General features: G+C 69.5%; 22 protein-coding genes and 1 tRNA gene. 10 read left to right on the top strand and 13 right to left on the bottom strand.

What is annotated here, in order from left to right; translation table 11 throughout:
* The first annotated feature begins 4 nt into the window (after positions 1-4).
* Both ACFCLZ_RS09370 and ACFCLZ_RS09365 read left to right on the top strand, forming a co-directional pair.
* Positions 5-1,324 (top strand): cytochrome P450, encoded by a 1,320-nt coding sequence (locus ACFCLZ_RS09370; RefSeq protein ID WP_380284342.1) that lies wholly within the window; start codon positions 5-7, stop codon positions 1,322-1,324.
* Positions 1,291-2,406 (top strand): tryptophan dimethylallyltransferase family protein, encoded by a 1,116-nt coding sequence (locus ACFCLZ_RS09365; protein WP_380284340.1) that lies wholly within the window; start codon positions 1,291-1,293, stop codon positions 2,404-2,406. Before ACFCLZ_RS09370 ends, ACFCLZ_RS09365 begins: the two co-directional genes overlap by 34 nt.
* 22 nt (positions 2,407-2,428) lie before the next feature.
* Here ACFCLZ_RS09365 and ACFCLZ_RS09360 read toward each other — a convergent pair whose 3' ends face one another.
* The 4 genes from ACFCLZ_RS09360 to ACFCLZ_RS09345 form a co-directional block, all read right to left on the bottom strand.
* Positions 2,429-3,730, bottom strand: coding sequence for a flavin-containing monooxygenase (locus tag ACFCLZ_RS09360; RefSeq protein WP_380284339.1), 1,302 nt, complete (start codon positions 3,728-3,730; stop codon positions 2,429-2,431).
* 462 nt (positions 3,731-4,192) lie between these two features.
* On the bottom strand, positions 4,193-5,161 hold the full coding sequence (gene hemC, locus ACFCLZ_RS09355; RefSeq protein WP_380284338.1) for a hydroxymethylbilane synthase: 969 nt from the start codon (positions 5,159-5,161) through the stop codon (positions 4,193-4,195).
* Position 5,162: 1 nt separating this feature from the next.
* Positions 5,163-5,591, bottom strand: a complete 429-nt coding sequence (locus ACFCLZ_RS09350; RefSeq protein WP_380284337.1) for an NUDIX domain-containing protein — start codon at positions 5,589-5,591, stop codon at positions 5,163-5,165.
* Between the two features lie 485 nt (positions 5,592-6,076).
* The gene (locus ACFCLZ_RS09345; protein ID WP_380284336.1) at positions 6,077-6,337 is read right to left on the bottom strand and encodes a hypothetical protein; all 261 of its coding nucleotides are present in this window, start codon (positions 6,335-6,337) and stop codon (positions 6,077-6,079) included.
* A 99-nt stretch (positions 6,338-6,436) separates the two neighbouring features.
* On the opposite strand from ACFCLZ_RS09345, the gene ACFCLZ_RS09340 reads away from it, so the two are divergent.
* Positions 6,437-7,264, top strand: a complete 828-nt coding sequence (locus ACFCLZ_RS09340; RefSeq protein ID WP_380284335.1) for a helix-turn-helix domain-containing protein — start codon at positions 6,437-6,439, stop codon at positions 7,262-7,264.
* On the top strand, positions 7,261-7,455 hold the full coding sequence (locus ACFCLZ_RS09335) for a DUF397 domain-containing protein (RefSeq protein ID WP_380284334.1): 195 nt from the start codon (positions 7,261-7,263) through the stop codon (positions 7,453-7,455). The genes ACFCLZ_RS09340 and ACFCLZ_RS09335 overlap by 4 nt, the downstream gene beginning before the upstream one ends.
* A 59-nt stretch (positions 7,456-7,514) precedes the next feature.
* Here ACFCLZ_RS09335 and ACFCLZ_RS09330 read toward each other — a convergent pair whose 3' ends face one another.
* The 6 genes from ACFCLZ_RS09330 to ACFCLZ_RS09305 all read right to left on the bottom strand — a co-directional run bounded on the left by ACFCLZ_RS09330 (position 7,515) and on the right by ACFCLZ_RS09305 (position 12,847).
* Complete coding sequence (locus ACFCLZ_RS09330) at positions 7,515-8,867, bottom strand: DUF3987 domain-containing protein (RefSeq protein ID WP_380284333.1); 1,353 nt, start codon at positions 8,865-8,867, stop codon at positions 7,515-7,517.
* 73 nt (positions 8,868-8,940) lie between these two features.
* On the bottom strand, positions 8,941-9,648 hold the full coding sequence (locus ACFCLZ_RS09325; RefSeq protein ID WP_380284332.1) for a histone-like nucleoid-structuring protein Lsr2: 708 nt from the start codon (positions 9,646-9,648) through the stop codon (positions 8,941-8,943).
* A 481-nt stretch (positions 9,649-10,129) separates the two neighbouring features.
* Positions 10,130-11,038: a hypothetical protein gene (locus ACFCLZ_RS09320; protein WP_380284331.1), complete on the bottom strand. Its 909-nt coding sequence runs from the start codon at positions 11,036-11,038 to the stop codon at positions 10,130-10,132.
* Between the two features lie 314 nt (positions 11,039-11,352).
* Positions 11,353-11,706 (bottom strand): hypothetical protein, encoded by a 354-nt coding sequence (locus ACFCLZ_RS09315; protein WP_380284330.1) that lies wholly within the window; start codon positions 11,704-11,706, stop codon positions 11,353-11,355.
* Positions 11,707-12,037: 331 nt separating this feature from the next.
* Complete coding sequence (locus ACFCLZ_RS09310; RefSeq protein WP_380284329.1) at positions 12,038-12,622, bottom strand: hypothetical protein; 585 nt, start codon at positions 12,620-12,622, stop codon at positions 12,038-12,040.
* A gap of 69 nt (positions 12,623-12,691) precedes the next feature.
* Positions 12,692-12,847, bottom strand: a complete 156-nt coding sequence (locus ACFCLZ_RS09305) for a helix-turn-helix domain-containing protein (protein WP_380284328.1) — start codon at positions 12,845-12,847, stop codon at positions 12,692-12,694.
* 181 nt (positions 12,848-13,028) lie between these two features.
* Here ACFCLZ_RS09305 and ACFCLZ_RS09300 point away from each other — a divergent pair, with 181 nt between their 5' ends.
* Together ACFCLZ_RS09300 and ACFCLZ_RS09295 are read left to right on the top strand one after the other, a co-directional pair.
* Positions 13,029-13,595: a helix-turn-helix domain-containing protein gene (locus tag ACFCLZ_RS09300; RefSeq protein ID WP_380284327.1), complete on the top strand. Its 567-nt coding sequence runs from the start codon at positions 13,029-13,031 to the stop codon at positions 13,593-13,595.
* Positions 13,596-13,600: 5 nt separating this feature from the next.
* Positions 13,601-14,872 (top strand): tyrosine-type recombinase/integrase, encoded by a 1,272-nt coding sequence (locus ACFCLZ_RS09295; RefSeq protein ID WP_380284326.1) that lies wholly within the window; start codon positions 13,601-13,603, stop codon positions 14,870-14,872.
* An 87-nt stretch (positions 14,873-14,959) separates the two neighbouring features.
* On the opposite strand, the gene ACFCLZ_RS09290 is transcribed toward ACFCLZ_RS09295, so the two are convergent.
* Positions 14,960-15,047: transfer RNA gene (locus ACFCLZ_RS09290), tRNA-Leu, on the bottom strand.
* Positions 15,048-15,215: 168 nt separating this feature from the next.
* Between ACFCLZ_RS09290 and ACFCLZ_RS09285 the strand changes: the two genes are divergently transcribed.
* The 3 genes from ACFCLZ_RS09285 to ACFCLZ_RS09275 all read left to right on the top strand — a co-directional run bounded on the left by ACFCLZ_RS09285 (position 15,216) and on the right by ACFCLZ_RS09275 (position 18,272).
* Complete coding sequence (locus ACFCLZ_RS09285) at positions 15,216-16,643, top strand: M20/M25/M40 family metallo-hydrolase (protein ID WP_380284325.1); 1,428 nt, start codon at positions 15,216-15,218, stop codon at positions 16,641-16,643.
* A 186-nt stretch (positions 16,644-16,829) separates the two neighbouring features.
* Positions 16,830-17,075: a chaplin gene (locus tag ACFCLZ_RS09280; RefSeq protein WP_380284324.1), complete on the top strand. Its 246-nt coding sequence runs from the start codon at positions 16,830-16,832 to the stop codon at positions 17,073-17,075.
* A gap of 243 nt (positions 17,076-17,318) precedes the next feature.
* On the top strand, positions 17,319-18,272 hold the full coding sequence (locus ACFCLZ_RS09275) for a chaplin family protein (RefSeq protein WP_380284322.1): 954 nt from the start codon (positions 17,319-17,321) through the stop codon (positions 18,270-18,272).
* Positions 18,273-18,342: 70 nt separating this feature from the next.
* Here the strand turns inward: ACFCLZ_RS09275 and ACFCLZ_RS09270 are convergent, their stop codons facing one another.
* Entirely contained in the window at positions 18,343-18,552 is a 210-nt protein-coding gene (locus ACFCLZ_RS09270) for a DUF5703 family protein (RefSeq protein ID WP_037846781.1), read from the bottom strand.
* Positions 18,553-18,896: 344 nt separating this feature from the next.
* Between ACFCLZ_RS09270 and ACFCLZ_RS09265 the strand changes: the two genes are divergently transcribed.
* Complete coding sequence (locus ACFCLZ_RS09265) at positions 18,897-19,505, top strand: hypothetical protein (protein ID WP_380284321.1); 609 nt, start codon at positions 18,897-18,899, stop codon at positions 19,503-19,505.
* Positions 19,506-19,792: 287 nt separating this feature from the next.
* Here the strand turns inward: ACFCLZ_RS09265 and ACFCLZ_RS09260 are convergent, their stop codons facing one another.
* On the bottom strand, positions 19,793-21,922 hold the full coding sequence (locus ACFCLZ_RS09260) for a helix-hairpin-helix domain-containing protein (protein WP_380284320.1): 2,130 nt from the start codon (positions 21,920-21,922) through the stop codon (positions 19,793-19,795).
* Between the last annotated feature and the right edge of the window lie 112 nt (positions 21,923-22,034).

The raw sequence follows: 22,034 nt of genomic DNA, 5'->3' as shown, positions 1-22,034 counted from the left end.
AGACATGGACGCTGAGTCCACCACCCTCGTGCCCCCGCCGGGGTGCCCCGCCCACGGCACCGGCGAACGGATACCCCTGTACGGGCCGCAGTTCGCGGCCGATCCGCAGGCCTACTACGCCTACATGCGCCACTTCGGCGCGACCACGCCGGTCGAACTCGCCCCGGGCGTCGAGGCCACCCTCGTCACCGACTACACCGCCGCGCTGCAGCTGCTGCAGGACCCGGCCTCCTTCCGGAAGGACTCGCGCCGCTGGCGGGACCTCAACGAGGGCCGGATCCCCGCCGACAGCCCGGTCCTGCCGCTGCTGGCCTACCGGCCCAACTGCATGTTCAGCGACGGGGTCGAGCACCTGCGGCTGCGCCAGGCCGTCACCGACAGCCTCGCCCGGATCGACACCCGCCGGCTCTCCCAGCGGATCGGGCAGATCTCCGACTACCTCATCGGCCAGTTCAGCGCGCGCGGCTCGGCCGACCTGGTCGGCGAGTACGCCAAGCAGCTGCCGCTGTTCGTCTTCAACGAGCTCTTCGGCTGCCCGGCCGACATCGGCGACCGGGTGATGTTCGGCATCTCCGGCATGTTCGACGGCATCAACGCCGCCCGGGCGGCCGACGTGCTGCTGCAGGCCGCGGCCGACCTGGTGGTCCTCAAGCGGTCCAGGCCGGGCGACGACGTCACCTCGTGGCTGATGCAGCACGAGGCGGGCCTGGACAACGAGGAGATGGTCCATCAGCTCGCACTGCTCCTGGGCGCGGGCGCCGAGCCGCTGCGCAACCTCATCGGCAACACCCTGCACCGGCTGCTCACCCAGGACCAGTACGCCCACAAGGGCGGCCTGATCGCCGAGGCGCTCGACGACACGCTGTGGGGCAACCCGCCGCTGACGAACTACGCGCCGCACTACTCGGCCGCCGACATGGAGTTCGCCGGGACGAAGCTGGGGGCCGGCGAGCTGGTGCTGGTCAGCATCGCGGCCGCCAACACCGGCGGGGCCGGCAGCAACCGGGCGCACCTGGCGTGGAGCGCGGGCCCGCACGCCTGCCCCTCCAAGGAGCCCGCCCGGCACATCACCGTGACGGCCATCGAGAACCTGTTCAACCGGCTGCCGGACATCGAACTCGCGGTGCCGGCGGACAGCCTGACCTGGCGTCCGGGCCCGTTCAGCCGGGCGTTGTCCGCGCTGCCGACCCGGTTCACCCCGGTCCAGGAGGCGCCCCGGCCCGCTTCCTCCCGGACGGCCACGCCCGTCCGGGAGGAGCACACCGCGGGCGCCCGCAAGGAACGCGGGCTGTGGAGCTCCTTCCTGTCCTGGCTGGTGAAGTGACCGGCGACCCCGAAAGAGCGGCCCGGACACTCGGAGAGTTCACCGCGGGCCAGCTGCGGCGGCTGTGCGGGGTCGTGGGCCTCGGAGAGGACGACGCGCGGACGTACGCGGACGTCCTCACCGAGTTCCTGGGAGCACAGTCCGGACGGCGGCTCGATCTGCCGCCGTCCGGGCGGACCTCCCTGTCCGACGACCACACGCCGGTGGAGTACTCACTCGCCTTCCGGCCGGACGGCCCGCCCGAGCTGCGGGTGCTGCTGGAACCCGGCGGCGGGACCGGCACCCTGGAGGAGAACGGCCGCGCCGGGCTGGCGGCCGTCCGCGCGATGTCCCGGCGCTGGGGGTTCGCCACCGCCTGTCTGGACAAGCTGGAGGAGATCCTCCTGCCGCCGGACCCGCACGGCCCGCTGGCCCTGTGGTGCGCCCTGGAACTGCGCCCCGGCGGTGTCCCCCGGGTCAAGGTGTACCTGAACCCCGCCGCCCGCGGCGCCTCCCGGGCCGCCGTGACGGTGCGCGAGGCGCTGGACCGGATCGGCCACCACCGGGCGTTCGAGGGCCTGCCGCCGGGTGACGGCTACCCGTTCCTCGCCCTGGACCTCGGGGACTGGGAGCTTCCCCGGGTCAAGGTGTACGTCCGGCACCCCGACCTGTCGGCCGCCGCGGCCGGCGAGCTGTCCCGGATGCCCGACGGGCCGTCGGCGGCCGCGCTCCGGGAGTTCGCCGCCGCGGCGGCCGGCACCGGGAGCGCCGACACCGCGCTCTCCGGGCTGCCGGTGCTGTCCTGCCAGGCCTTCACCGAGACCGAGGCCGACCGGCCGAGCGGCTTCACCCTGCACGTCCCGGTGCGGGACTACGTCCGGCACGACGGCGAGGCCCTGGACCGGGCGGTCGCCCTGCTCGGCCGGTACGGCATGGACCCGGCCCCGCTCCTGCGCGCCCTGCCCTCCCTCACCGGGCGGCGGCCGCAGGACGGCGTCGGGCTGATCGCCTACCTGGCGCTCGCCCACCAGCGGGGCCTGCCGCCCCGGCTCACCGTGTACCTCTCCGCGGAGGCCTATCGCGTCCGGCCGCCGACCGGTTGACCGCGCCCGGCGCGGGCAGGGGCTACGACGTGCGGAACTCCCGCACGTAGGGCACCACGTCGATCTGGATCGAGGTGCCGAGCCCCTGCCCGTAGCGCGCGGCGACGCCGCTCAGGTACTCCTCGATCTCCTTGCCCATGACGTCCCCGGGCGGCAGTGCCTCCTCGCCGCCGATGAGCCGCGCGACCCAGTCCGCCTGGGCCTCCAGGGCCCGGGTGATCGCCCCCACCGGGCGGATCAGGCCGACGAAGTACAGGCCGGGCCGGTAGGGCGCGACGATCCGCCGGTACAGCTCCACCCGCCCGCTCGGGCCGACCGGGCAGTCGGCGGGCAGGTACGGGTAGGACATCCGGTAGCCGGTGCACCAGACGACCGCGTCGGCCTCCACCGAGGAACCGTCGGTGAACCGGACCAGGTTCCCGGTGAAGGACGCGATCTCCGGCTTGGGGGTCACCGCGCCGTGCCGGATCCGGCTGAGGATCTCGTCCGAGACCGTCACCGCGGAGGAGAAGATCGGGTGGTCGGGCTCGGGCAGGCCGTAGTCCGACAGCCGGCCCCGGGCGACCAGCAGGGCCTGCTCGATGTACTCGCGCTGCTCGGTCGGCGACATGCCGGTGAACCACGGCGACTCGGCGATCACGTCGCACGATATGCCGTAGAGCTGTTTCGGGACGACGTGCAGCCCCCGGCGGACCGACAGCACGGTGTGCGCGGCGTGCCGGGAGAGGTCCGAGGCGATGTCCACGGCGGAGGCGCCGAGGCCGACCACGACCACCCGCTGTCCGCGGAACTCGCCGCCCTCCTGGTAGTCGACGGTGTGCAGCATGCGGCCGGTGAACGACTCGGCGCCCTCCGGCACCGGGTCCGGCAGCAGCGGCTCCGCGTTGGCGCCCGAGGCGACCACCACCCGCGCGAACCGCCGGGTGGTGGTGACCCCGTGCGCGTCCCGGGTGCCGACCAGCCAGGAACCGTCGAAGTCCGGCCGGGCGGACAGCACCTCGGTGCCGAACTCGATGCGCGCCGACAGGCCCGCCCAGTCGGCGAAGGCCCGCAGGTAGGCGGCCATCTCGTCGTGCCGGGGGTAGGCCGGGAAGGAGTCCGGCATCGGGAAGGCGGCGTAGCCGGTCAGCTCCTTGGCGGTGTTCAGGTGCAGGGACCGGTAGCCCGGCCCGCGTTCACCGGCCTCGGGCTTGCGCCAGATCCCGCCGACCTGCGGAGCCTTCTCCAGACAGACGAAGTCGATGCCCCGCACCGCGAGCGCGTGCGCGGCGGCCAGGCCCGACAGCCCCGCGCCGATGACGCACACCTGCGCGGCTCCACGCACGTCAACGGCATACGACCCACCCGAGAAGTTCCCCATGGAACCCGCCCTTCCCTTCGACACGGCATGGACACTCCCCGTTGGCACCACCCCTCGGCGGGGCGGCGCCGACAAAGTAAACCTCAGGTCACGGCGGTCGAACAGTGACCAAGGGCGTACAAAAGGTGCGCTGACGGGAAACAGTCCGGGCAAAAAAGGGTGGAAACGGGCAGAGGGACAACACGAAAAGCGGGCCAGGATTTCTCCTGGCCCGCTCAGTGGTGTCCGAGGGGGGACTTGAACTCTCCTCTCGGGCACCAGCCTTTGTTAGCTCTGACCTGCGGAAACGTCTCCGACATGTCGATGGTTTGACAGGTTCCCTTGCCTGTGCTTCCTGCCTGTTTCTGGCTGTTTGGGACCGCTGTTGGTCATGCGTTGGTCACGGCAGATGTCGCCTCTTGCAGGCAATGCGATAGGCCACAGTCGTCAGTGTGGGATGCCTTCGATGATGTCCCGCGCTCCCTGTCGGAGGAGTTCGGCGCACGCCCGGGCACCGAGAACCGCCGGGTCTCCCTGGTGTTCGTCCCAGACCATCACATTGGCGAACTTCGAACCCTCACGGTCGAAGACCATGCCCCTGAGGGACAGCTGCCCATCTCCCTCGGTGGTGCAGTACCCGGCGATCGGCGAGTTGCAGTGACCACGGAGTCCATGGAGCATGACGCGCTCAGCCGTCACCTCCCGCTGAGTCTTCGGGTGGTTGACCTTCTCCAGCAACGCCCCAACAGCGGGGTCGTCCTGCCGACACTCCAGACCGAGAACACCGGCACCGACAGGCGGCAGCATCTCGTCCATGCTCAGCACGTACCCGGGCCGCTCGATTCCCAGGCGGGCGAGACCGGCCACGGCCAGGATCATGCCGTCCGGCTTCACGCCGTCGAGCTTCCTCTTCCCGTCCAGCTTTTCGAGTCGGCTGCCGATCGCGCCGCGCACCCTGACGACCTTGAGGTCCGGGCGGGCCCGGAGAACCTGAGCCTTCCGGCGGACCGCCGAGGACAGGATGATTGCGCCGGGCGGAAGGTCGGCCAGCGACGTGTACCCGGAACCTTCGGGGAACAGCAGCACGTCCCGCACGTCCGGCCGCTCCATGTACGCGGCGAAGATGAGCCCCCTGGGCAACGGAACATCGCCCGGCACGTCCTTGACGCAGTGCACCGCCGCGTCGATGTCACCGCGCTGAAGCATGGTGTCGATCTCCCGGACGTAGAGCCCCTTGCCGCCGAGCTGGGCAAGGTCCCCCTGCCACTTGTCGGCTTCGGTCGTGACCGGTACCACCTCGGTCTGAAGCTCCGGTTCGTGCTGCCGCAGTGCGGCAATCACCATGTCCGTCTGGGTGAGAGCGAGCGGGGAGCTGCGGGTCCCGATCCGAAGGGTCCGCTCCGGGAAGTCGGCCATGTCAGACCATCCTTTCGTGTCGTGTCTCTCGATAGGTAACGGTTCCGGGGAGCTGAAGGGGCGTCCGGATCCGTGCGGCAACGCCCGGGTGCAGAAGTGCCTTGGCTTCGTCGTACGTCGCCCAGCGCCATGCCGACAGCTCCCGGGCCTGAAGGGAGATCTGGCCTGTGTCGACGCTGCTGAGCACCGGTCCGGCCCACAGGAAGACGAGACGATCACGAGCACCAGGGCGACGGGCTTGCGCCCACTCCACGGCGAACAGGTCGTCATCCCGAAGGTCGGTGACAAGCCCCAGTTCCTCCCGGACCTCTCGTCGGGCGGCGTCCAACGGGGACTCGCCGACTTCAACGACTCCACCGGGCAGATGCCACGTGTCGAGTCCGGCGGCTTGCACAATCAGCAGGCGAGACGCCGGATCCGTGAACAGCACGTACGAAACAACGGGGTGTCCGGGTGCAGGTGTCGGCACAGCGATCCCTTCCTGTTGGGTGGTCCTGCCTGCCCACAGCGGGTTGCCCAGACAGGCAGGACCACTACTCCCGTACCGATGTCTCCGCCCACCATGCGCTCCCCAGGGCGGGGTACGGGAACTGGAACCCGTCCCGGGCGGGCACCCGCCATGACTACGCGCCCGGGACGGGGGCTGTGCACTGAGCGGACCCATAGGCCCGTCAGCGGTACGTGATTCCGGGTTGAACGTTTGTTAGTCCGGCTTCGAGGCCAGGGAACCGACCAGCCATCCGCTCGGGCTGTGTATCTCCCAGACGGCGCTACCGCTGCAAGGGAGCCGCAGGCGCCTGCGGTCCAACTCCGCCCGGAGGCCCATGCGGCGCCGGATCCTGGCCAACTGCGCGGGCGTGCATCGCAGCTGTTCCGGCGCTGCGGTGAGGACGTTCGAGGCTTCCGTCTCGGCGCTCATGCCGACATCCCGCCGATGCGCTGCCGGTTCGGCCGGCCACAGGTGCCGGGCGCGAGCTCCGGCGGTTCCACGGGCTTGACGAGGTCGAGGTCGATCCGGCGCTCCGGGGTGGGCAGTCCCAGGGGGCGGACCACCGCCTTGCCGGTGAGGACTTCCACGAACACGCACTCCGTCGGCTCGCCGTCCACGAGGTGGCTGAAGTCGCGCACCACCTGGTGACGTTGGGGGGTTTCCTGGGGTCTTACGACGTCGGGCATGGGGGCTCCGATCCGTAACTCAGCGGCTACCGGGAGCGCCAACTGTCCCTTAGGCTCAGAAAGCTTTCAACCTTGCGAATCAGAAAGAAATGGGGGCCCGTGAACGTCAAGCCGCTCACGCCGGACAGCTCGCCGCAGGCTTCATTTGGTGCCCAACTACGTTCTCAACGCGAAGAGTTAGGGATGAGGCAGGATCAGGTGGCCGAGCGAACGGGCTACTCGTCGGGGCACATCTCATCCGTAGAAACCGGGCGGAAGCCACCAACCTTGCGTTTTGCAAGGCAAGTTGATCGCATGTTCGACAGTGGCACCAAGTTCGCAAACCTGTTCCTGGACGTGCGGGCCAGCGCCCTGCTGCAAGGCTTCGGCCAGTACGTAGTGGAGGAGGCCAAGGCGCTGGAACTCAGGATGTTCGAGATCGGGATCATTCCGGGCCTGCTGCAAACACCCGAGTATGCCGAAGCACTGACAACCGCGGCGTTGAACCGTGGCAGCGTCACCGAAGCCCAGGCGGATGAACGACTCCGGGTTCTGGCCAACCGCCAAAGGCTGCTCGCCCGTGAGCCTGTTCCACAGATGTACGCGATCCTGGACGAGAGCTGCATCCGGCGCCCGGTCGGTGGCCGCCGAGTCATGGCTACTCAGCTCGACTACCTAGTCGAGGTGGCATCGCTTCCACACATGACCCTTCAGGTCGCTCCGTACTCCATGGGCGAGGCACGCAGTCTGAATCTTCCGGTCTACTTGCCTGTATTGCCCGATCGATCCGTGGCCGCCTACTCGGAAGCCGCCCAACAGGGGTGGTTCGAGCGGGATCCCGAAGCGGTGCAGCCACTGCTCACGGCCTACCATCATCTGCAGGTAGAGGCGCTGCCGCAGGCCGCGTCCGTGGCGCTGATCAGGAAGGTACGAGAGGAAATCCAGTGACCGAACCCACATGGTTCAAGTCCAGTTACAGCGACAACGGCGGCGCTTGCGTCGAGGTGGCCGCCAACATCCCCGGTGTCGTGCCCGTCCGTGACTCCAAGGACCCTCATGGCCCGACCCTGGCCTTCACCCCTGACAGCTTCGCCGCCTTCGTCGCTGGCATCCAGGCCGGAGAGTTTGGCACCGTCTGACCGAACGAAAGAACCGCCCCGGCCAAGTTGGCCGGGGCGGTTTGCTTTGCTTCGAACGTTCAGAGGAGGGCAAGGAACGGGTTCGTAGTGGCGACCGGCTCAGGGCGGGGAACGGCCACGGGGGCCGGGGCGGGGGGAGCGGTCTTGGCAGGTCGGTAGGTGTCCATGCGGACCACGGTGGCCGGGCGTTCGTCACTCTGGGTTCGAGGCCGGCTGAGCGGAGCGTGACCGGCCTCCTCCTCCGTCAGGGTGTACACCGTGGCCGGTCGTCCCAGGCCGGAGCGGTCGAGAGTGACCCTCACCCCGGGCAGTGCCTTGACCTCATCGGCGGAGGCTCCGACGTACGGCAGCAGTTCGGAAGACCTGGCCTTGCCTCCGTGCATCTCGATCCGGGCCCGGACCTTCTCCGCCAGCGTCGGCATCCGGCGGGCGGGCTTGGCGCTCTCGGCACCGCCGGTGATGTTCACCGCGCAGCGGACGCTGTAGCGAACCAGTGAGAAGGCAGCCGCCAGGCAAGCACGGTCGATCACCTCGGAGCGTTCCGAGGCGGCCAGGCAGGCCGCTACCCGGATGGTTTGCTCGGCCGTCCTCTCAACGTACACAGCCTGTGCCTCGGGAAGGCTCTCGGCGATCACGCGGGCATACCTGCGGATGGTCTTCCACAGTGGCCGGGCGTCGTCCCCGAGGCTGACCGTGTGCCGGTCACCGGCCGCCCAGTAGTACGCCTGAGTGATGTCCCAGCCATCTACCTCCGGCAGGACGGCCGCGTCGTCGTCCAGCATCGGCACGGACCCCAGACTGAAGGGCATGATGCGGTTGTAGGACCCTCCGGCCGCCTCGGTGGCGCCGATGTACTTGGTCCAGTCGGACGGCGTGATGTGGGTGTGCATCACAAGGGCCGGATCCTCGACGGCCTGGGCACCTTCCTTCGTGGTGTTCCGCAGCGGAGCCCCGTCCCATGCGCTCCGGAGCTTGGCGGTGAACGAGGCATCCCGTCGCACCCGGCGGAGCACTTCGGACCACTCCTCCTCACACACGAAGGTGCGGACGTCGCGTCCGGCCTCTGTCTCCTCCGTGGCCTCCACCTGTTCGGCGAGGTAGTTCACCAAGCTCGCTCCCGAGGTGATGCCGCTGGTGGTGTGGGTCTCCAGGAAGCGGCCGAGGGCAGGCTTCATGATGTGCTGTGCGGCCCGGAGGGCCGTCCCCTTGCCCTTGCCCGTCCCACCGACCAACGCGGACCACAGCAGGGCCGGACGGGCGTTGCCCCGACTGGACACCTTCACCGTCTGGCCGATGGCTGCGGACCACATGCTCAGAGCGGCCACGTAGATGCCGACCGGATCGCACTCGACGTACGGGCTGACCTCCTCAACGGCGCGACCGATGGGCCCGTACAGGGTGATGGTGCTCAACTTCTCTTCTCCTGGGACTGGTTGGGATCGGGTGGCCGGGCCGACCCCGGCCACCCCAGGTACGTGCTGCTGGTCAGGCCGCTTGCTTGGTAGCCACGCGGTAGGCGTGGCGGACCGATGCGGGGATGGGGCCCTTGGCGTTCACCGTGTAGCCCTGGGCCTTGGCCCAGTCACGTATGGCCTGTGCTTCGGACTTGGCCTTGACGGCCTGAGCGTCCACCCTCACCGGTTCGGGCAGGGGGTCACCGCCCTTGAACTCTCCGGCACACACGGCGTCCCGGAAGGCGCCCGGCTTGGACGCATCGAAGCACGGGATGCCGAACTCAACTGCGTCTTGCAGCTTCTTGGTTGCCCGCTCCGCACCCTCGCCACAGATGATCAGCACGGTGTTGGCATCGGCCCTGCCCACGACCTCATAGCCGAGGTTGCGGACAGCTTCCCGCGCGTCGTCCCACTCGTAACCAGGGATCTCCCCGGACACCAGCACCGTCGGACGGACCACCGGCCCAGCCTCGGTCACGTCGTCCTCGGTGTCGTCCTGGTGGTCGTGCTTGGCCTCCGTCACGGACTCCTCAGCAGCAACCGGCACAGCCTCGGACCGGCCAGGCACACCAAGCGCATCCATCAGGTACCGAGCGAAGACAACGCTGTGCTCCAAGCACAGATCCCATGCGTGACTGGCAATGGTCAGAGACTCCGTTGCCTCTTCCTCGCTGCCATCGCGGGCAATGTGCGCATCGCAGAAGACCTTCTCAACGGGAACCAAGACAGTCGTGCGCATGGGTTCTTTCATTCCTTAGCTGGGTGAGTTCCAGTGAGTCAGCCGGAGCATCGCTTCTTACGGCCGCCATTCCCGCTCACCGGCCCGACCGGCGAACGACCTCCATCGTCTCACCCAAAACCCCCGAGAAGCCCAGGGTATCCATCACGGATGCATTTCTTCTAGATAACTGGATGGTAAATGTAACTGGGGGTAATGCTTCGTTATTTCAAGTTAGGACCCACCGGGGGTGGGTTCCGTCGACCGTGTACGGGTTTCAAATCTTCGGCCGGCAGGCCGCTTTCTGGGTGGACCGGAGCCAGTTTCACCGCCTGAGGCATCTTCTTGGGTCCGAAATAGTTGTAAATGCCTACCTGGATAGGTGATCTGCGCTCCAAGTGGCGCCCCAGCGCCCGGAAAGTCGCTCCTGGACACATACTGTGCCGGTTTTCAAAGCAAAAAAGCGGGCCCCCGCCGAGAAAGGCGGGGGCCCGAGAGTAGATCAGGAAGTAGGCCACTCAACGGAAGCACGCAGAATACCCTTGGTGGGCTTGCTCTCATCAAAGGTGTGATCCGGCTTCACGGTATCCAGTCCAGGGAATCGGACGATCTTCCCGCCGTAGAGGTGAAGATTATCGATGTAGTCGGCCCGGTACTTCTCCGACTGGCCCTGACGGAAGCCCGTGAACTGAGACGCGTAGGTGCTGAAATCCGAGTGCCCGGCGACGATGTCCACTCCGGCCGGCATGGCAGTGGTGGACAGGACGGTAAAGCCAGCCAGGCGAGCAACCACACCATTCTTGGTCACTCCGGCCTCCCCGTAGGCACCGGCATTAGAAATCGAAGGATGCTCAACCAGGTACCGCTTCACGCGGGGCGAGACGACCACGTAACGGCCCTCTGGAATGTCGTTGCTATCCAGGGCCAGCATGAGGTCAAGGACAGCGCCGTAGAGGGCCTGGGGGGCGTTCCCGGCGGTTACCTTGATATTCGGTACAGCAGTTGCACCAGCGGCGATCACGCGCCCCATGAAGCTGTCGGCCTCACGAGCCAGGGCCCGCACCATTTCCTTATTGATAGGGGACTCCATGGCCCCGGCCACCTGTACCCGCTCGATGTTCTCCACGAGCAGCTGGAGGAACTTCGCCTCGGTGATGTGGAGGAGCTGGTCCACGGTTTCTGGCCGCTGAGCGGTCATGCCCTCAGGGAGCTTGTAATCGCCAACGGTCGGGCGGGTCAGGCTATTGATGTGAACAGCGTCGCCACGCTGGCGAATATCGCCCTCGTAGGAACGATTACTGACGATACGGGAACCCCACACGAGCAGCGGGTCAAACTGCGTGAGGAGGCCAGAATTCCACTCCTCACTGACAAAGGTTCCGGAAAGCTGGTTCTGATAGCTTTGCGCCAAAGTGACTCCTAATAATTAGCGGTGTTGCAGTCGAGGGACTACGAGTTGCGGAGAACAGGGATGGTGTATGCCTGCCACGGGTACCGGGGCCCCGCGGCCTTCAAGAATGGTGCGATTGCCTCGCTGATGATCTCCAAGGACGGTCGGCCGTCCTCGTCGAGCAGCTTGGAAACGTCCAGGAACTCGAATACGGCCTCAGGGAATTCACCGCCCGCCTGGGCGGCCTGGGCCCTGATCACCGCCAGAACGTTCCCGCAGGCTTCGGCAGTGGGGCCGGAATTTGTAGCAGTGTCAGTCATGAAATCTCCAGGGGATCAACGGTGGCGGGCATCAAGGGAAGGGGCGGGAGAATTCGGGGCGGTTCCCCGGTGGTATCCGGCACCCTGGAGATCCGGAAAGGCCCTGGCTGCCTGATTCGCACGTTCCTTCTCGATCATCTCTTGAATGGCCTCGGTATTGGTCGTGCCATCCTCAGAAAGGAAACAGTTCGGGTCGTAGTAATCCGCCAGAACGGTCACACCCGCAATGGCGGCCTGGGCCCTCACCTCAGCTAGGGCGAGCCTGCCCGCGTACTCGCGGTGAATCTCTGCCCGGATAGCCTGGGCCGGATCAGCCGGCATAACCTCCGGAGAACCGGGATCACCAGTGAGAATCTGTTCGTCGCTCATGGCGACACCTCCTAGTCAGAACTAAAAATCAAGAGAGAAGAGAGAGTATGAGAAGTAAGCCGCCTTAAGGGGCGGCTGTATCTCACAAGAGGACAACGTATGAGAAGACACTGCCCCCCTTACCCCCCGTGCCCAGAGGAGTAAGGAGAGCATGTATCTCTGTGGTTCTCACAGGGAGGTATCCGCAGAGACCCATTCAGCTGATGCTTGGACTTGGTAACTGCCCGGCTCACTTCCGCGTCAGTGACCCACCGCCCAGTGAGTGTGACTCCAGAGGGCGCACAGGAGTGAGTAGCGATGCCCTCTACTAGTTCCGAATTAAAGCGACACGCTAGACCCGGGGAAGGTTGACCCACGTCCACACCTTCCGGTAATCATCCAAGTCTTGGCCTTGATTTCCGGGAAAGCTGTAGGTCAGGTTCCGGTGCTGTCCTATTCGGATTCCGTCCCGCTGTAGCGCCCTGATGCGGGCCCTGCGGGGCTTCTTGTGGTCGTGGCAGTAGCTCTTTGGCCTACCCGCGCCCCGCGTCGCTCCAGGGGCGTACAGCGGCTCTCGGCAGCCCTGCCATCGGCAGTTTTCAACGGGGGTGCTTCGGCGTTCGACCGCGTAGCCTGCCATGTACTGGAGGCCGGCGGATGCGGTCCCGGCCGCCAGGTCGAGCAGTTCCCGGTAGTGGTCCGGGCCATTCGTTCCGGGAAGTTCCCGCATGAGTGCGTCGATCTCCGTGAATGGGTCTTCCTCGGGACAGAGCACGGCGGTTGCCATGTCGTACTCGCACTCGTGCCACCGGCTCGGGTAGGAGTCCGCGGTGGCCTCCTCGGTCCTGCTCAGGTAGCGGTCGGCTTCCTGTTCGAGCCTTCGGTACTCGGCTTCGCGAGGGATGCGGCGGTCGGTGAAGGCCAGGGTTTCGTGCATCGGGTCTCCCGAGGTGGCAATGAGAAGGCCCCCGGTGTTGGCCGGGGGCCTGGCAAACAAAGGAAGGGATCAGGGGGTCTGCTGGTCCAACCAGCTCTCCAGATCGTTGGGACGGCACCGGAGGGACTGGCCGACCTTTCGGAACGGGATGCCTTCGTGCTTCCACTGGGAGTAGACCCAACTTCTCGGCTTGTGAAGGTAGTTGGCCACGTCGTCAACGGTCATCAGGATGCGTTCCAAATGTTGTCCCCTGCTGCGGTCCGGTGGACGGGCAGTCCCGTTCGTTGCTGTCCGGCCTGTTTTCAGAACAACATGTCCGAACTAGTGGCAGCAAGTCCAAATCTAGTGATCCCCGACACTTTTCCGAACTTGACGCAGCATGTTCGATGTGAGCTATGGTCGTGTCATGACCTCACGAACGAACGAATCCGACCTCCCCCCGGGATGGCAGCGCGAGGGTGAGTCGCTGGTCTGGACGCGGTCCTACGGGCCGTGGGTGGTCAGGGCCCACTGTCCCTCCGGCGCACCCTTCACCGGTCCCTCGAAACTGACCATCCACCTCGGCGTGGGTGGCAGCGTCGAGGAGATCGAGCAGGGCATGGCCGCCGCTCTGGAGACGGACGGCATCCCCGCCGGCCTGCTGCGGCAACTGCCCTTCGCGGAGATCAAGGCCCAGGCCCGCGCCGTTCTGGCGCAGGAGACAGGCAACGAGCTGGGCGAGCCGTGGCCGGTGCCGACGCGCTGCCGGACCGTCCTGGACTACGCCTTCCTGGTGGCCGAACTGGTCCGGATGAGGGCGACGGGAACCACGGCACCGCAGCAGGAACTCGCCGACCGTCTGGGGATCGGCAAGGCGACCATGTCGGAACGGATCAAGCGGGCCACGGTCATCGGCCTGTGGGACGGCAAGCAGCTCACAGGCAAAGCAAAGGAACTGCTCGCCGAGTGGCAGAGCGAGCGAGAGGAGCAGTAGCACCAGTGGCAAAGCGCGGCAACGGGCTCGGCGGGACTCCGGTGGAGATCCCGCGCAAGGGCCGACCGAACACCTGGGGCGTCCGTACGCCCCAGCACCTCAACAAGGCGACAGGCAAGAACGAGAGGTACTGGATAGGGCGGGAGTACAGGACCAAGACCGAGGCGGCGAAGGCACTCCGCCAGTGGCACACCGACCATGACGCGGGCACGGTGGCCGTCCGTTCTGACATGACCCTCGGAGGCTGGTTGGACAAGTGGCTGGGCACCCACCGGAAGGAGGGGACCACCCTCGCCGGGTACGAGTCGAAGATCCGGTTGCACATCAAGCCGCACATCGGCGCAGTGAAGTTGAACGAGGTCACCGACGACACCTTGGACGACCTGTACCGGCTGCTGGAGACGGCGCCGTGCCCGACGAACGCCGGGAAGCCCCTCGGCAAGAAGTCCGTGCGCCACGTCCACAACATCCTGTCCGGCGCCCTCGGGGCGGCGGTGATCAAGAAGCTGATCCCGTCGAACCCGGCCAAGACCGCTAACCCCCCGACACAGAGGGAGATCAAGGGGCAGGAACAGAAGTACCCGACCCTCGACGACGCGGACACGGCCAGGTTCCTGGCGGCGGTCTGGGAGCCGTGCGGGAACAGCAAGTGCGGCCCGTCCCACCACTGCCTTCGTGACGCGCCTCTCTGGACGTTCATCGCGGTGACCGGCTGCCGACGCAGCGAGGCCCTGGGCCTGCGCTGGGAGGACGTGCACTGGGACAGCGGAGCCATCGACCTGCAATGGGTCGTGGTGGAGGAGGGCAACACCTTCCGCCACCGCCCGCTGACCAAGGACGGGGACGACGCCGCGAGCATCTACGTCGACCAGGCCGTCATGAGCGTGCTCAAGCGGCAGAGGGAACGGCAGCAGGAGGAAAGGGCCGGTCTCGGTCCGGCCTGGAACGATCACGACCTCGTGTTCGCCCGTGACGGCTTCAAGCTGTTCAAGACCGGACGCGCCGGGGGCCCGCAGGACCCGGAGAAGGTCTCTGCCCGGTGGCGCACGCTCCGTAACCGTCTGGGCCTGCCGGAGGACTTCCGGATTCACGACCTGCGGCACTCGCACGTCACCAACGCTTTGGAGGCGGGGGAGAATCCGGTGGAGGTGTCGGCGAATGTTCGGCACCACTCGCCGGGCTACACGATGGCCCGGTACGGACACAGTCGGAAGGACGGGGCCAGGAAGCTGGCTGCGAGCAATGCCAGCAGGGTTGGCCTGTCTGCCCTGGTCTGATCAGGGATTCTCTGGGCCGTTGGTCACGTGGTTGGTCACGCCACTGCCTGGAAAAGCAAAAAACCCCTGATAAACAGGGGTCTTAGCTGGTGTCCGAGGGGGGACTTGAACCCCCACGCCCGATAAAGGGCACTAGCACCTCAAGCTAGCGCGTCTGCCATTCCGCCACCCGGACGGGGTGTTGTCCTCACGGCTTCCTGCTGTTCGTCGGCCGCGCTGACAGATGTAACTGTAGCAGTGATCGGCTTCCGGTCCCAAAACGGCTCCGGGCGGGGGAGCGCAGGTTGCGACGGTGTGTCGGCCTGTTTCCTGGGGGTGGATCCGGGTCGGGGGCTGGGAGAGGATGGTCGGACGTGCTCGTGCGACCCGGGCGGAGGTCCCGGGGTGGTGCTGGGGTGCCGGTGCGGGCTGGAGACGAGGAGTGACCGTGAGCGAGCGGAGCGAGTCGGCGGAGCGGGCGGCGGCGCCGAAGGTGACGGGCGAATCCGAGGTCGCCGACCTCTGCCGCGACCTGATCCGGATCGACACCAGCAACTACGGCGACGGCTCCGGCCCGGGGGAGCGCAAGGCCGCCGAGTACGTGGCCGAGCAGCTCGCCGAGTTCGGCCTCGAACCGCAGATCATCGAGTCGGCCAAGGGGCGGGCGTCCACCGTGGTCCGGATCGAGGGCGAGGACCGCTCGCGTCCGGGCCTGCTGATCCACGGGCACACCGACGTCGTGCCGGCCAACGCCGCGGACTGGAGTTACGACCCGTTCTCCGGCGAGATCGCGGACGGCTGCGTCTGGGGGCGCGGCGCGGTCGACATGAAGGACATGGACGCGATGACCCTCGCGGTCGTCCGCGACCGGCTGCGCACCGGCCGCAAGCCCCCGCGCGACCTGGTGCTGGCCTTCCTGGCCGACGAGGAGGCGGGCGGCACCTACGGCGCCCGGTACCTGGTGGACAAGCACCCGGGCCTCTTCGAGGGCGTCACCGAGGCGATCGGCGAGGTCGGCGGCTTCTCCTTCACGGTCAACGACCGCACCCGGCTCTACCTGGTGGAGACGGCCGAGAAGGGCATGCACTGGATGCGGCTCACGGTCGAGGGCCGGGCCGGGCACGGGTCGATGGAGAACGACGACAACGCCATCACCGAGCTCTGCGAGGCGGTCGCCCGCCTCGGGCGCCACCAGTTCCCGCTGCGGATCACCAAGACCGTGCGGGCCTTCCTGGACGAGCTGTCGGACGCGCTCGGCGTCGAGCTCGACCCGGAGAACATGGACGAGACGCTGCGGGTGCTCGGCGGCATCGCCAAGATGATCGGCACCACGCTGCGCAACACCGCCCAGCCGACCATGCTCGGCGCCGGCTACAAGGTCAACGTGATCCCCGGCCAGGCCACCGCGCACGTGGACGGCCGCTTCCTGCCCGGCTACGAGGAGGAGTTCCTGGCCGAGCTGGACAGCGTGCTCGGCCCGCGCGTGAAGCGCGAGAGCCTGCACTCGGACAAGGCGATCGAGACCAGCTTCGACGGCGCCCTGGTGGAGGCGATGCAGACCGCGCTGCGCGCCGAGGACCCGATCGCCCGCGCCGTGCCGTACTGCCTCTCCGGCGGGACGGACGCCAAGTCGTTCCAGGACCTCGGGATCCGCTGCTTCGGCTTCGCCCCGCTGCAGCTGCCGCCGGAGCTGGACTTCGCCGGGATGTTCCACGGCGTGGACGAGCGGGTGCCGGTGGACGGCCTGAAGTTCGGCGTGCGGGTGCTGGACCGGTTCATCGACGCCTGCTGAGCACCCGGCGGCGGCCCGCTCCCGGCCGGTCCGGGAGCGGGCCGCCGCCGTTCTGCCAGATCGATTTCCTGTTCGTCGTATCACCGGTCTGGGTGAAGGCGGGCTCTGCTCCGTACCCCGTTTGCCGCAACCTCGTTGCTTCCTGTGACAGCCCGGAACCGATATCCGGGTGTTCATACAGGAGGAATGATGAAGGTCAAGAAGATCGCCGCCGTGACCGCCGCCGCCGGTGGCCTGGTGCTCGCCGCCACGGGTGTCGCCTCCGCCCACGGCGGTGCCGGTGCCGAGGGTGTGGCCGCGGGCTCCCCGGGTGTCGTCTCCGGCAACCAGATCCAGATCCCGGTGCACATCCCGATCAACGCGTGCGGCAACACCATCAGCGTGATCGGCGTGCTGAACCCGGCGTTCGGCAACACCTGCTTCAACGTCTGAGGCCAGATCGGTCATTGAGCCGGGCCCCCGGGCGGCGTGCGCGCCGTGCCGGGGGCGCCCGCTTTTCCGGCGCGCCCTGCGGCCGGTCCATGAGATCCCTCGAAAGGGTGAATGGGGGTCGCGCCGGCCAACCTCTCGGCGGATTCCTTCGTTTTCTCCCATGCAGCCGAGGACCTCTCCACCCAATCGGTAATTCCGACTTTCGGAGGGTCGTCATGTCGTCTCGAAATGTCAGGGGAAAATATGAGGAACGCAGCCAAGAAGGGGCTCCTCACGGCCATGGCCACCGGAAGTGTGCTGGCCTCGACCGCCGGCTACGCCCATGCGGGCGCCGGCGCGGAGGGTGTCGCGGCAGGCTCGCCGGGTGTCGCCTCCGGCAACTCGGTGCAGGTGCCGATCGAGGTGCCGATCAACGCCTGCGGCAACACGGTCGACGTGATCGGCTTGCTGAATCCGTCGTACGGCAACAACTGCGCCAACACCTCCAAGCGCCCCGCCGGGGGCGCGCACGTGGGCGGCGGGCAGGCGGGCGGTGCCCATGCCGGCGGCGCCCACGCCGGCGGAGGCCAGACGGGCGGCTCCCAGGCGGGTGGCTCGCAGTCGGGCGGTGGCCAGGCGGGTACGGGCGCGGCCGGCGCGGGTGCGGCCGGCGGGGGGACGGCGGCCTCGGGGGCCGCGGCCTCCGGCACGGCCGCCGGCTCGCCCGGCGTGATCTCCGGCAACAGCGTCCAGGCCCCGGTGCACATCCCGGTCAACGCCTGCGGCAACTCCGTCGACGTGGTCGGAGCGCTCAACCCGGCGTACGGCAACACCTGCGTCAACGCGGCCGCGCCGGCGCCCGCCAAGCCGGCCGCGCCGCAGGAGAACTGCCCGGAGAACTGCCCGGAGGAGCACGCCCCGCACAGCGCGCCGCCGCCCGCCACGCCGCCGGTCACCCAGAGCGCCGCCGCGGCGACCCAGGGCACCCCCCGGGCGAGCGGTCCGACCGAGGCCGCGCAGCCCACCGGCTCCCCGGCCGCCCCGTCGCAGGCCGTGCAGCAGGCCGCCGCGCGCACCGCCGGACCGGCCACCGCGGAGGCCGGCCACCAGTTGGCCGCCACCGGCGCGGGCAACACCGAACTGTTCGGCGCGGCCGGCCTGGCCCTGCTGATCGGCGGTGGCGTCCTCTACCGCCGCGCCCGCGCCGGCGCCCGCTGAGCCCCCGGGGCACCGCGGACACGCCGGATGTACCGGACGCGCGGCGGGCCGACCCGCCGCGCGTCCGCCGTCACCAGCTGCGGACCTGCCGGATGATGCGCCGGCGCAGCAGCACCGTGCGGCTGCCGTCCGGGAACAGGCGGAGCCTGTCCAGTTCCCAGTGCCCGTACTCGGCGTGATCGGTGAGCAGTTGGCGTGCCGCGTTGCGGGACGTTCCGCGCGGCATGCGCAGCGACTGGTACTCGTACTCCGGCTGGCGGACCGGCTTCGGTGGGGTCAAAACGCTCCTCCTGTGGGACGTCTGCGGGCAAGCCTACGGCCTGCCTCCGACAACGGGCCCGGGGTTTTCCGGCCGCCCCGGCCCGCACCGTACTGACAGCGCATCAGTTCCGTTGCTCCTGGGGACGGCATACCCCCGGCGCGCCGCGCGAAGCGGCACCCGGACGGCTCGCGCGGACCGTCCGTGCGGACCGTCCGGGTGGGCGCCGGGCGCGCGCGGCGGGGCGACACCCCGGGGGACAGAACCACGCGGAACGGACATCGTGGGGGAAGTTGCGGTGAAATCGCGGGTGTAGGTGACAACCGCTGTGCGTACCGGCACCGAGGGGAGATAGCGTCTGCTCCATGTCTGATGCCGCGCAGCCCACCATTGCCGAGGTACGCGCCGCCGCCGAGGCGGTCAAGGCCGCCATCGACCGTCATCTGGAAGCGGTGTCAAGCCACAGCGCAGCGGACGATCCCGCTGTGTCCACCGCCTACGAGCAGCTCGCGACGGCGGCCATCGCGTACGACCAGCTCCTGTACGAGGTCTACGACGAGGTCACACCCTTCGAGGTCCCCGGCGACGAGGGCCCGGGCGGGTACCACGGCCCCGAACAGCCCGAGGCGATCAGCGTGCTGATCCGCCGCGACTACCACGTCGTCGACCCGAAGCGGCTGCGCGCCCAGGCCGAGCGGCTGGACGACTCGCTGACCCCGGGCGGGGGCTCGGACGGCGGCGGGGTGAACGCCGCGATCGGCGTGCTGTTCGGCGAGTTCGAGCCGGACGAGATCGCCGCCCGCAGCGAGGAGTTCGGGCTGGAGGAGGCCGACTCCACGCTCTGGGTGGCGGCCGCCGAGCCGAGCGAGCCGGGGGAGTGGCTGCCGGAGCCGTTCGAGCACGCGGATCCGCAGCTGCTGATCTGCCGGTTCGACGTGAGCGAGGTCTACGACGACGAGGACCCCGACGACTGACCCTCGACGGCCCGCGCCCCGCGCGCCCGGCGCGTGCGGGGCGGAACGGGCGCTTCAGGCGCATGGTTTCGGACGTTCCTCGCACGGGACGACGGGCCCGGCGGTGCGCGCGGTGGACGCCCTCCACCCTCCGCCGGGCCCCGGTCGTGCGTCCAGGGCTTGCTTTCCACCGGAAGCATGAGCGCCGTTCATGGCTGTCGGGCCCGCGAAGGCCGCGGGGCCCCCTCGGATCCGAGGGGGCCCCGCGGCCTTCACGGCGTGCTGGGCCGGCGCCGCGGGCGGGCGCGTCAGAAGGACTCGGCCGCGTTCTCCGCGAGGATCGCCCGCAGCCGGGTGGTGCGGGGCGTGGACGGGCGCCCGGCGACGGCCTGCGGGAGCGCCGGGCCGGCGGCGTGGACCACCGAGAGGTGGCGCTCGCCGCGGCCGAACGCCGTGTACACCCACTGCCGGGTGAGCGCCGCGCCCGCGTCCTCCGGCAGCACCACCACCGCGCCCGGCCAGCGACGGCCGACCGCCTGGTGGACGGTCAGCGCCCAGCCGTGCCGCAGCTTCCCGGCCTCGGCGGGCGGGACGGTGCGGCGGGTGCCGTCCGAGTACTCCAGGTGCAGCCCGGTGGCGTCGCCGTCGACCACGCGGGCCAGGCGGGTGTGGCCGGGCACGGGCGAGTCGGCCACCCGGTCGCCCGGGTCGAAGCCGCCGAACCGGCCCGGGCCCGGGTTGAGCCGGGCCTTGGCGGCGGTGTTCAGCGCCCGGGTGCCGGCCCCGCCGCCGTGCCCGGGGGTGAGCAGGACGACCTGCTCGGACGGGATGCCGAGGGCGCGCGGGATCGAGTCGGTGAGCAGCTGGACGGCCCGGTGGACGGCCTCCCCGGAGTCCTTGGCGGTCAGGATGACGACCTCCTTGTCGGGTGCCTCGACCGGCTGGAGCTCGCCGATGCCGACGCCGGAGACCAACTCGCCGATCGGGCCGAAGTCGGGGGTGCGGGAGGCGACGGCCGGGCAGGCCTTGGCGGCCAGTAGATCGGCGAAGAACCGGCCGGGGCCGGCCGACCAGAGCTGGCCCGGGTCGCCGCTGAGCACCAGGCGGGTGCCGTCCGCCAGCGACTCCAGCAGGGTGGCGGCCAGCTCGACGTCCAGCAGCGGGGCGTCCAGCACGATCAGCAGGTCGAGCGCGAGCGTGCCGTCGCCGGCCCGGCCGGGGCCGGCCGCGCCGGACAGCAGCTCGCCCGGCGTGGCGACGGGCGCGGGCGCGTCGGCGGGGGCGTCGGCGAGCGGGGCGAGCGCGGTGAAGGCGTCCCGGCCCTGATCGGTCCAGGTGGCGGCCCAGGCCCGCAGGCCGAGGCCGGTGGCGGCGGCCAGCAGGGCGGCCGGTTCGGCGCGGGCGGCCTCGCCGCCGGTGTGCAGGACGAGCGCGCTCTCGGCGACGGCCCGGACCAGGGCGGCCGCGGAGGAGGACGGGGCGGCGGCCGCGGCGGCCTCCCAGGCGGCCGGCCCGGGCGCGGCGGGGGCCTCCTCGGCGGGCTCGGCGCCCTCGCCGTCCTCGGGCGCCTCCTCGGCCTCCAGCGGGTCCTCGCCGGGGACGAAGGTGGACATCAGCCGGATCAGGCCCTCGGCCAGGCTCTCCTCGGCCAGCGCCAGCCGCTCCAGGGCGAGCAGGGTGCGGGTAGGCGGCTCGTCGTCCTCGCCGCCGCCCGCCGCGTGCGCCTCGGCGCCGGTGAGCTCCTCCTGGAACGGCATGGCGTGGCCGTCGACCACGACGGCCTGTACGGCGGCGGCGCAGTCCGGCACACCGAGGCGCTCCAGCCCGGTGGTCAGCTCGCCGATCTCCACGGCCGAGTGACCGCGCAGCGCCGCTTGTTCCAGCAGCCAGCCGACCAGCGCCTGGGCGCGCCGCTGGTCGCCGGGGCCGGCCTCCGGGCCGAGCAGGCCGCGGGCGAAGCCGTCCGCGTGCTCCGGGCGGACGCCGGGCAGGGTGAGCACGGACCACGGGTTCTCCCGTAGTTGCTCGGCCGCGCCGTCGCCGAAGGCCGCCACGGCCGCCGCGGCCAGCTCGGCCGGGGCGCCGCCCGCCGTCAGCACCTCGGTGGTGGCCTTGAGCGCCTGGGCCCGCTGCTCGTCGGTCACCGGCCGGTCGGCCCGGGCCGCGGCAGCCTCGCCCTCGGCCGCCGGGCCCTCGGCGCCCTCGGCGGACCGGCCGACCGACCGCACCCGCTCCGCCAGCGCCGCGACCGCCGCCGCCCGGTCCGCCGGGTCGGCGCCCGCCGGGCCACCCGCCGCGTCCGGGGCCGCCGCGTCCTGCTCCGGCGACACCTGCTCCGGCGACGCCTGCCCGGGAACGACACCCGCGTCACCGGTCGCACCGCCGCCGCCCGAGCCCGCCGAGGTCTCCTCGGGAGCGCCGTTCTCCGCGTCAGTCATCGTCCGCTCCACAAAAGCTCAACTCCACATGCTGGGCGCCGCCCGCCCCGTGGTGCGGGCGGTCGGCCGGGTCGGGCCGGTCCGGGGCCGCGCGGGGCGGCCGGACCGGCGG

This window comes from Kitasatospora purpeofusca, from assembly GCF_042691725.1.
In the GTDB taxonomy this organism is placed as follows: Bacteria; Actinomycetota; Actinomycetes; order Streptomycetales; family Streptomycetaceae; genus Kitasatospora; species Kitasatospora purpeofusca_B.
The sequence above is the reverse complement of the archived record's forward strand: the minus strand, read 5'-3'. Positions and strand labels throughout refer to the sequence as shown.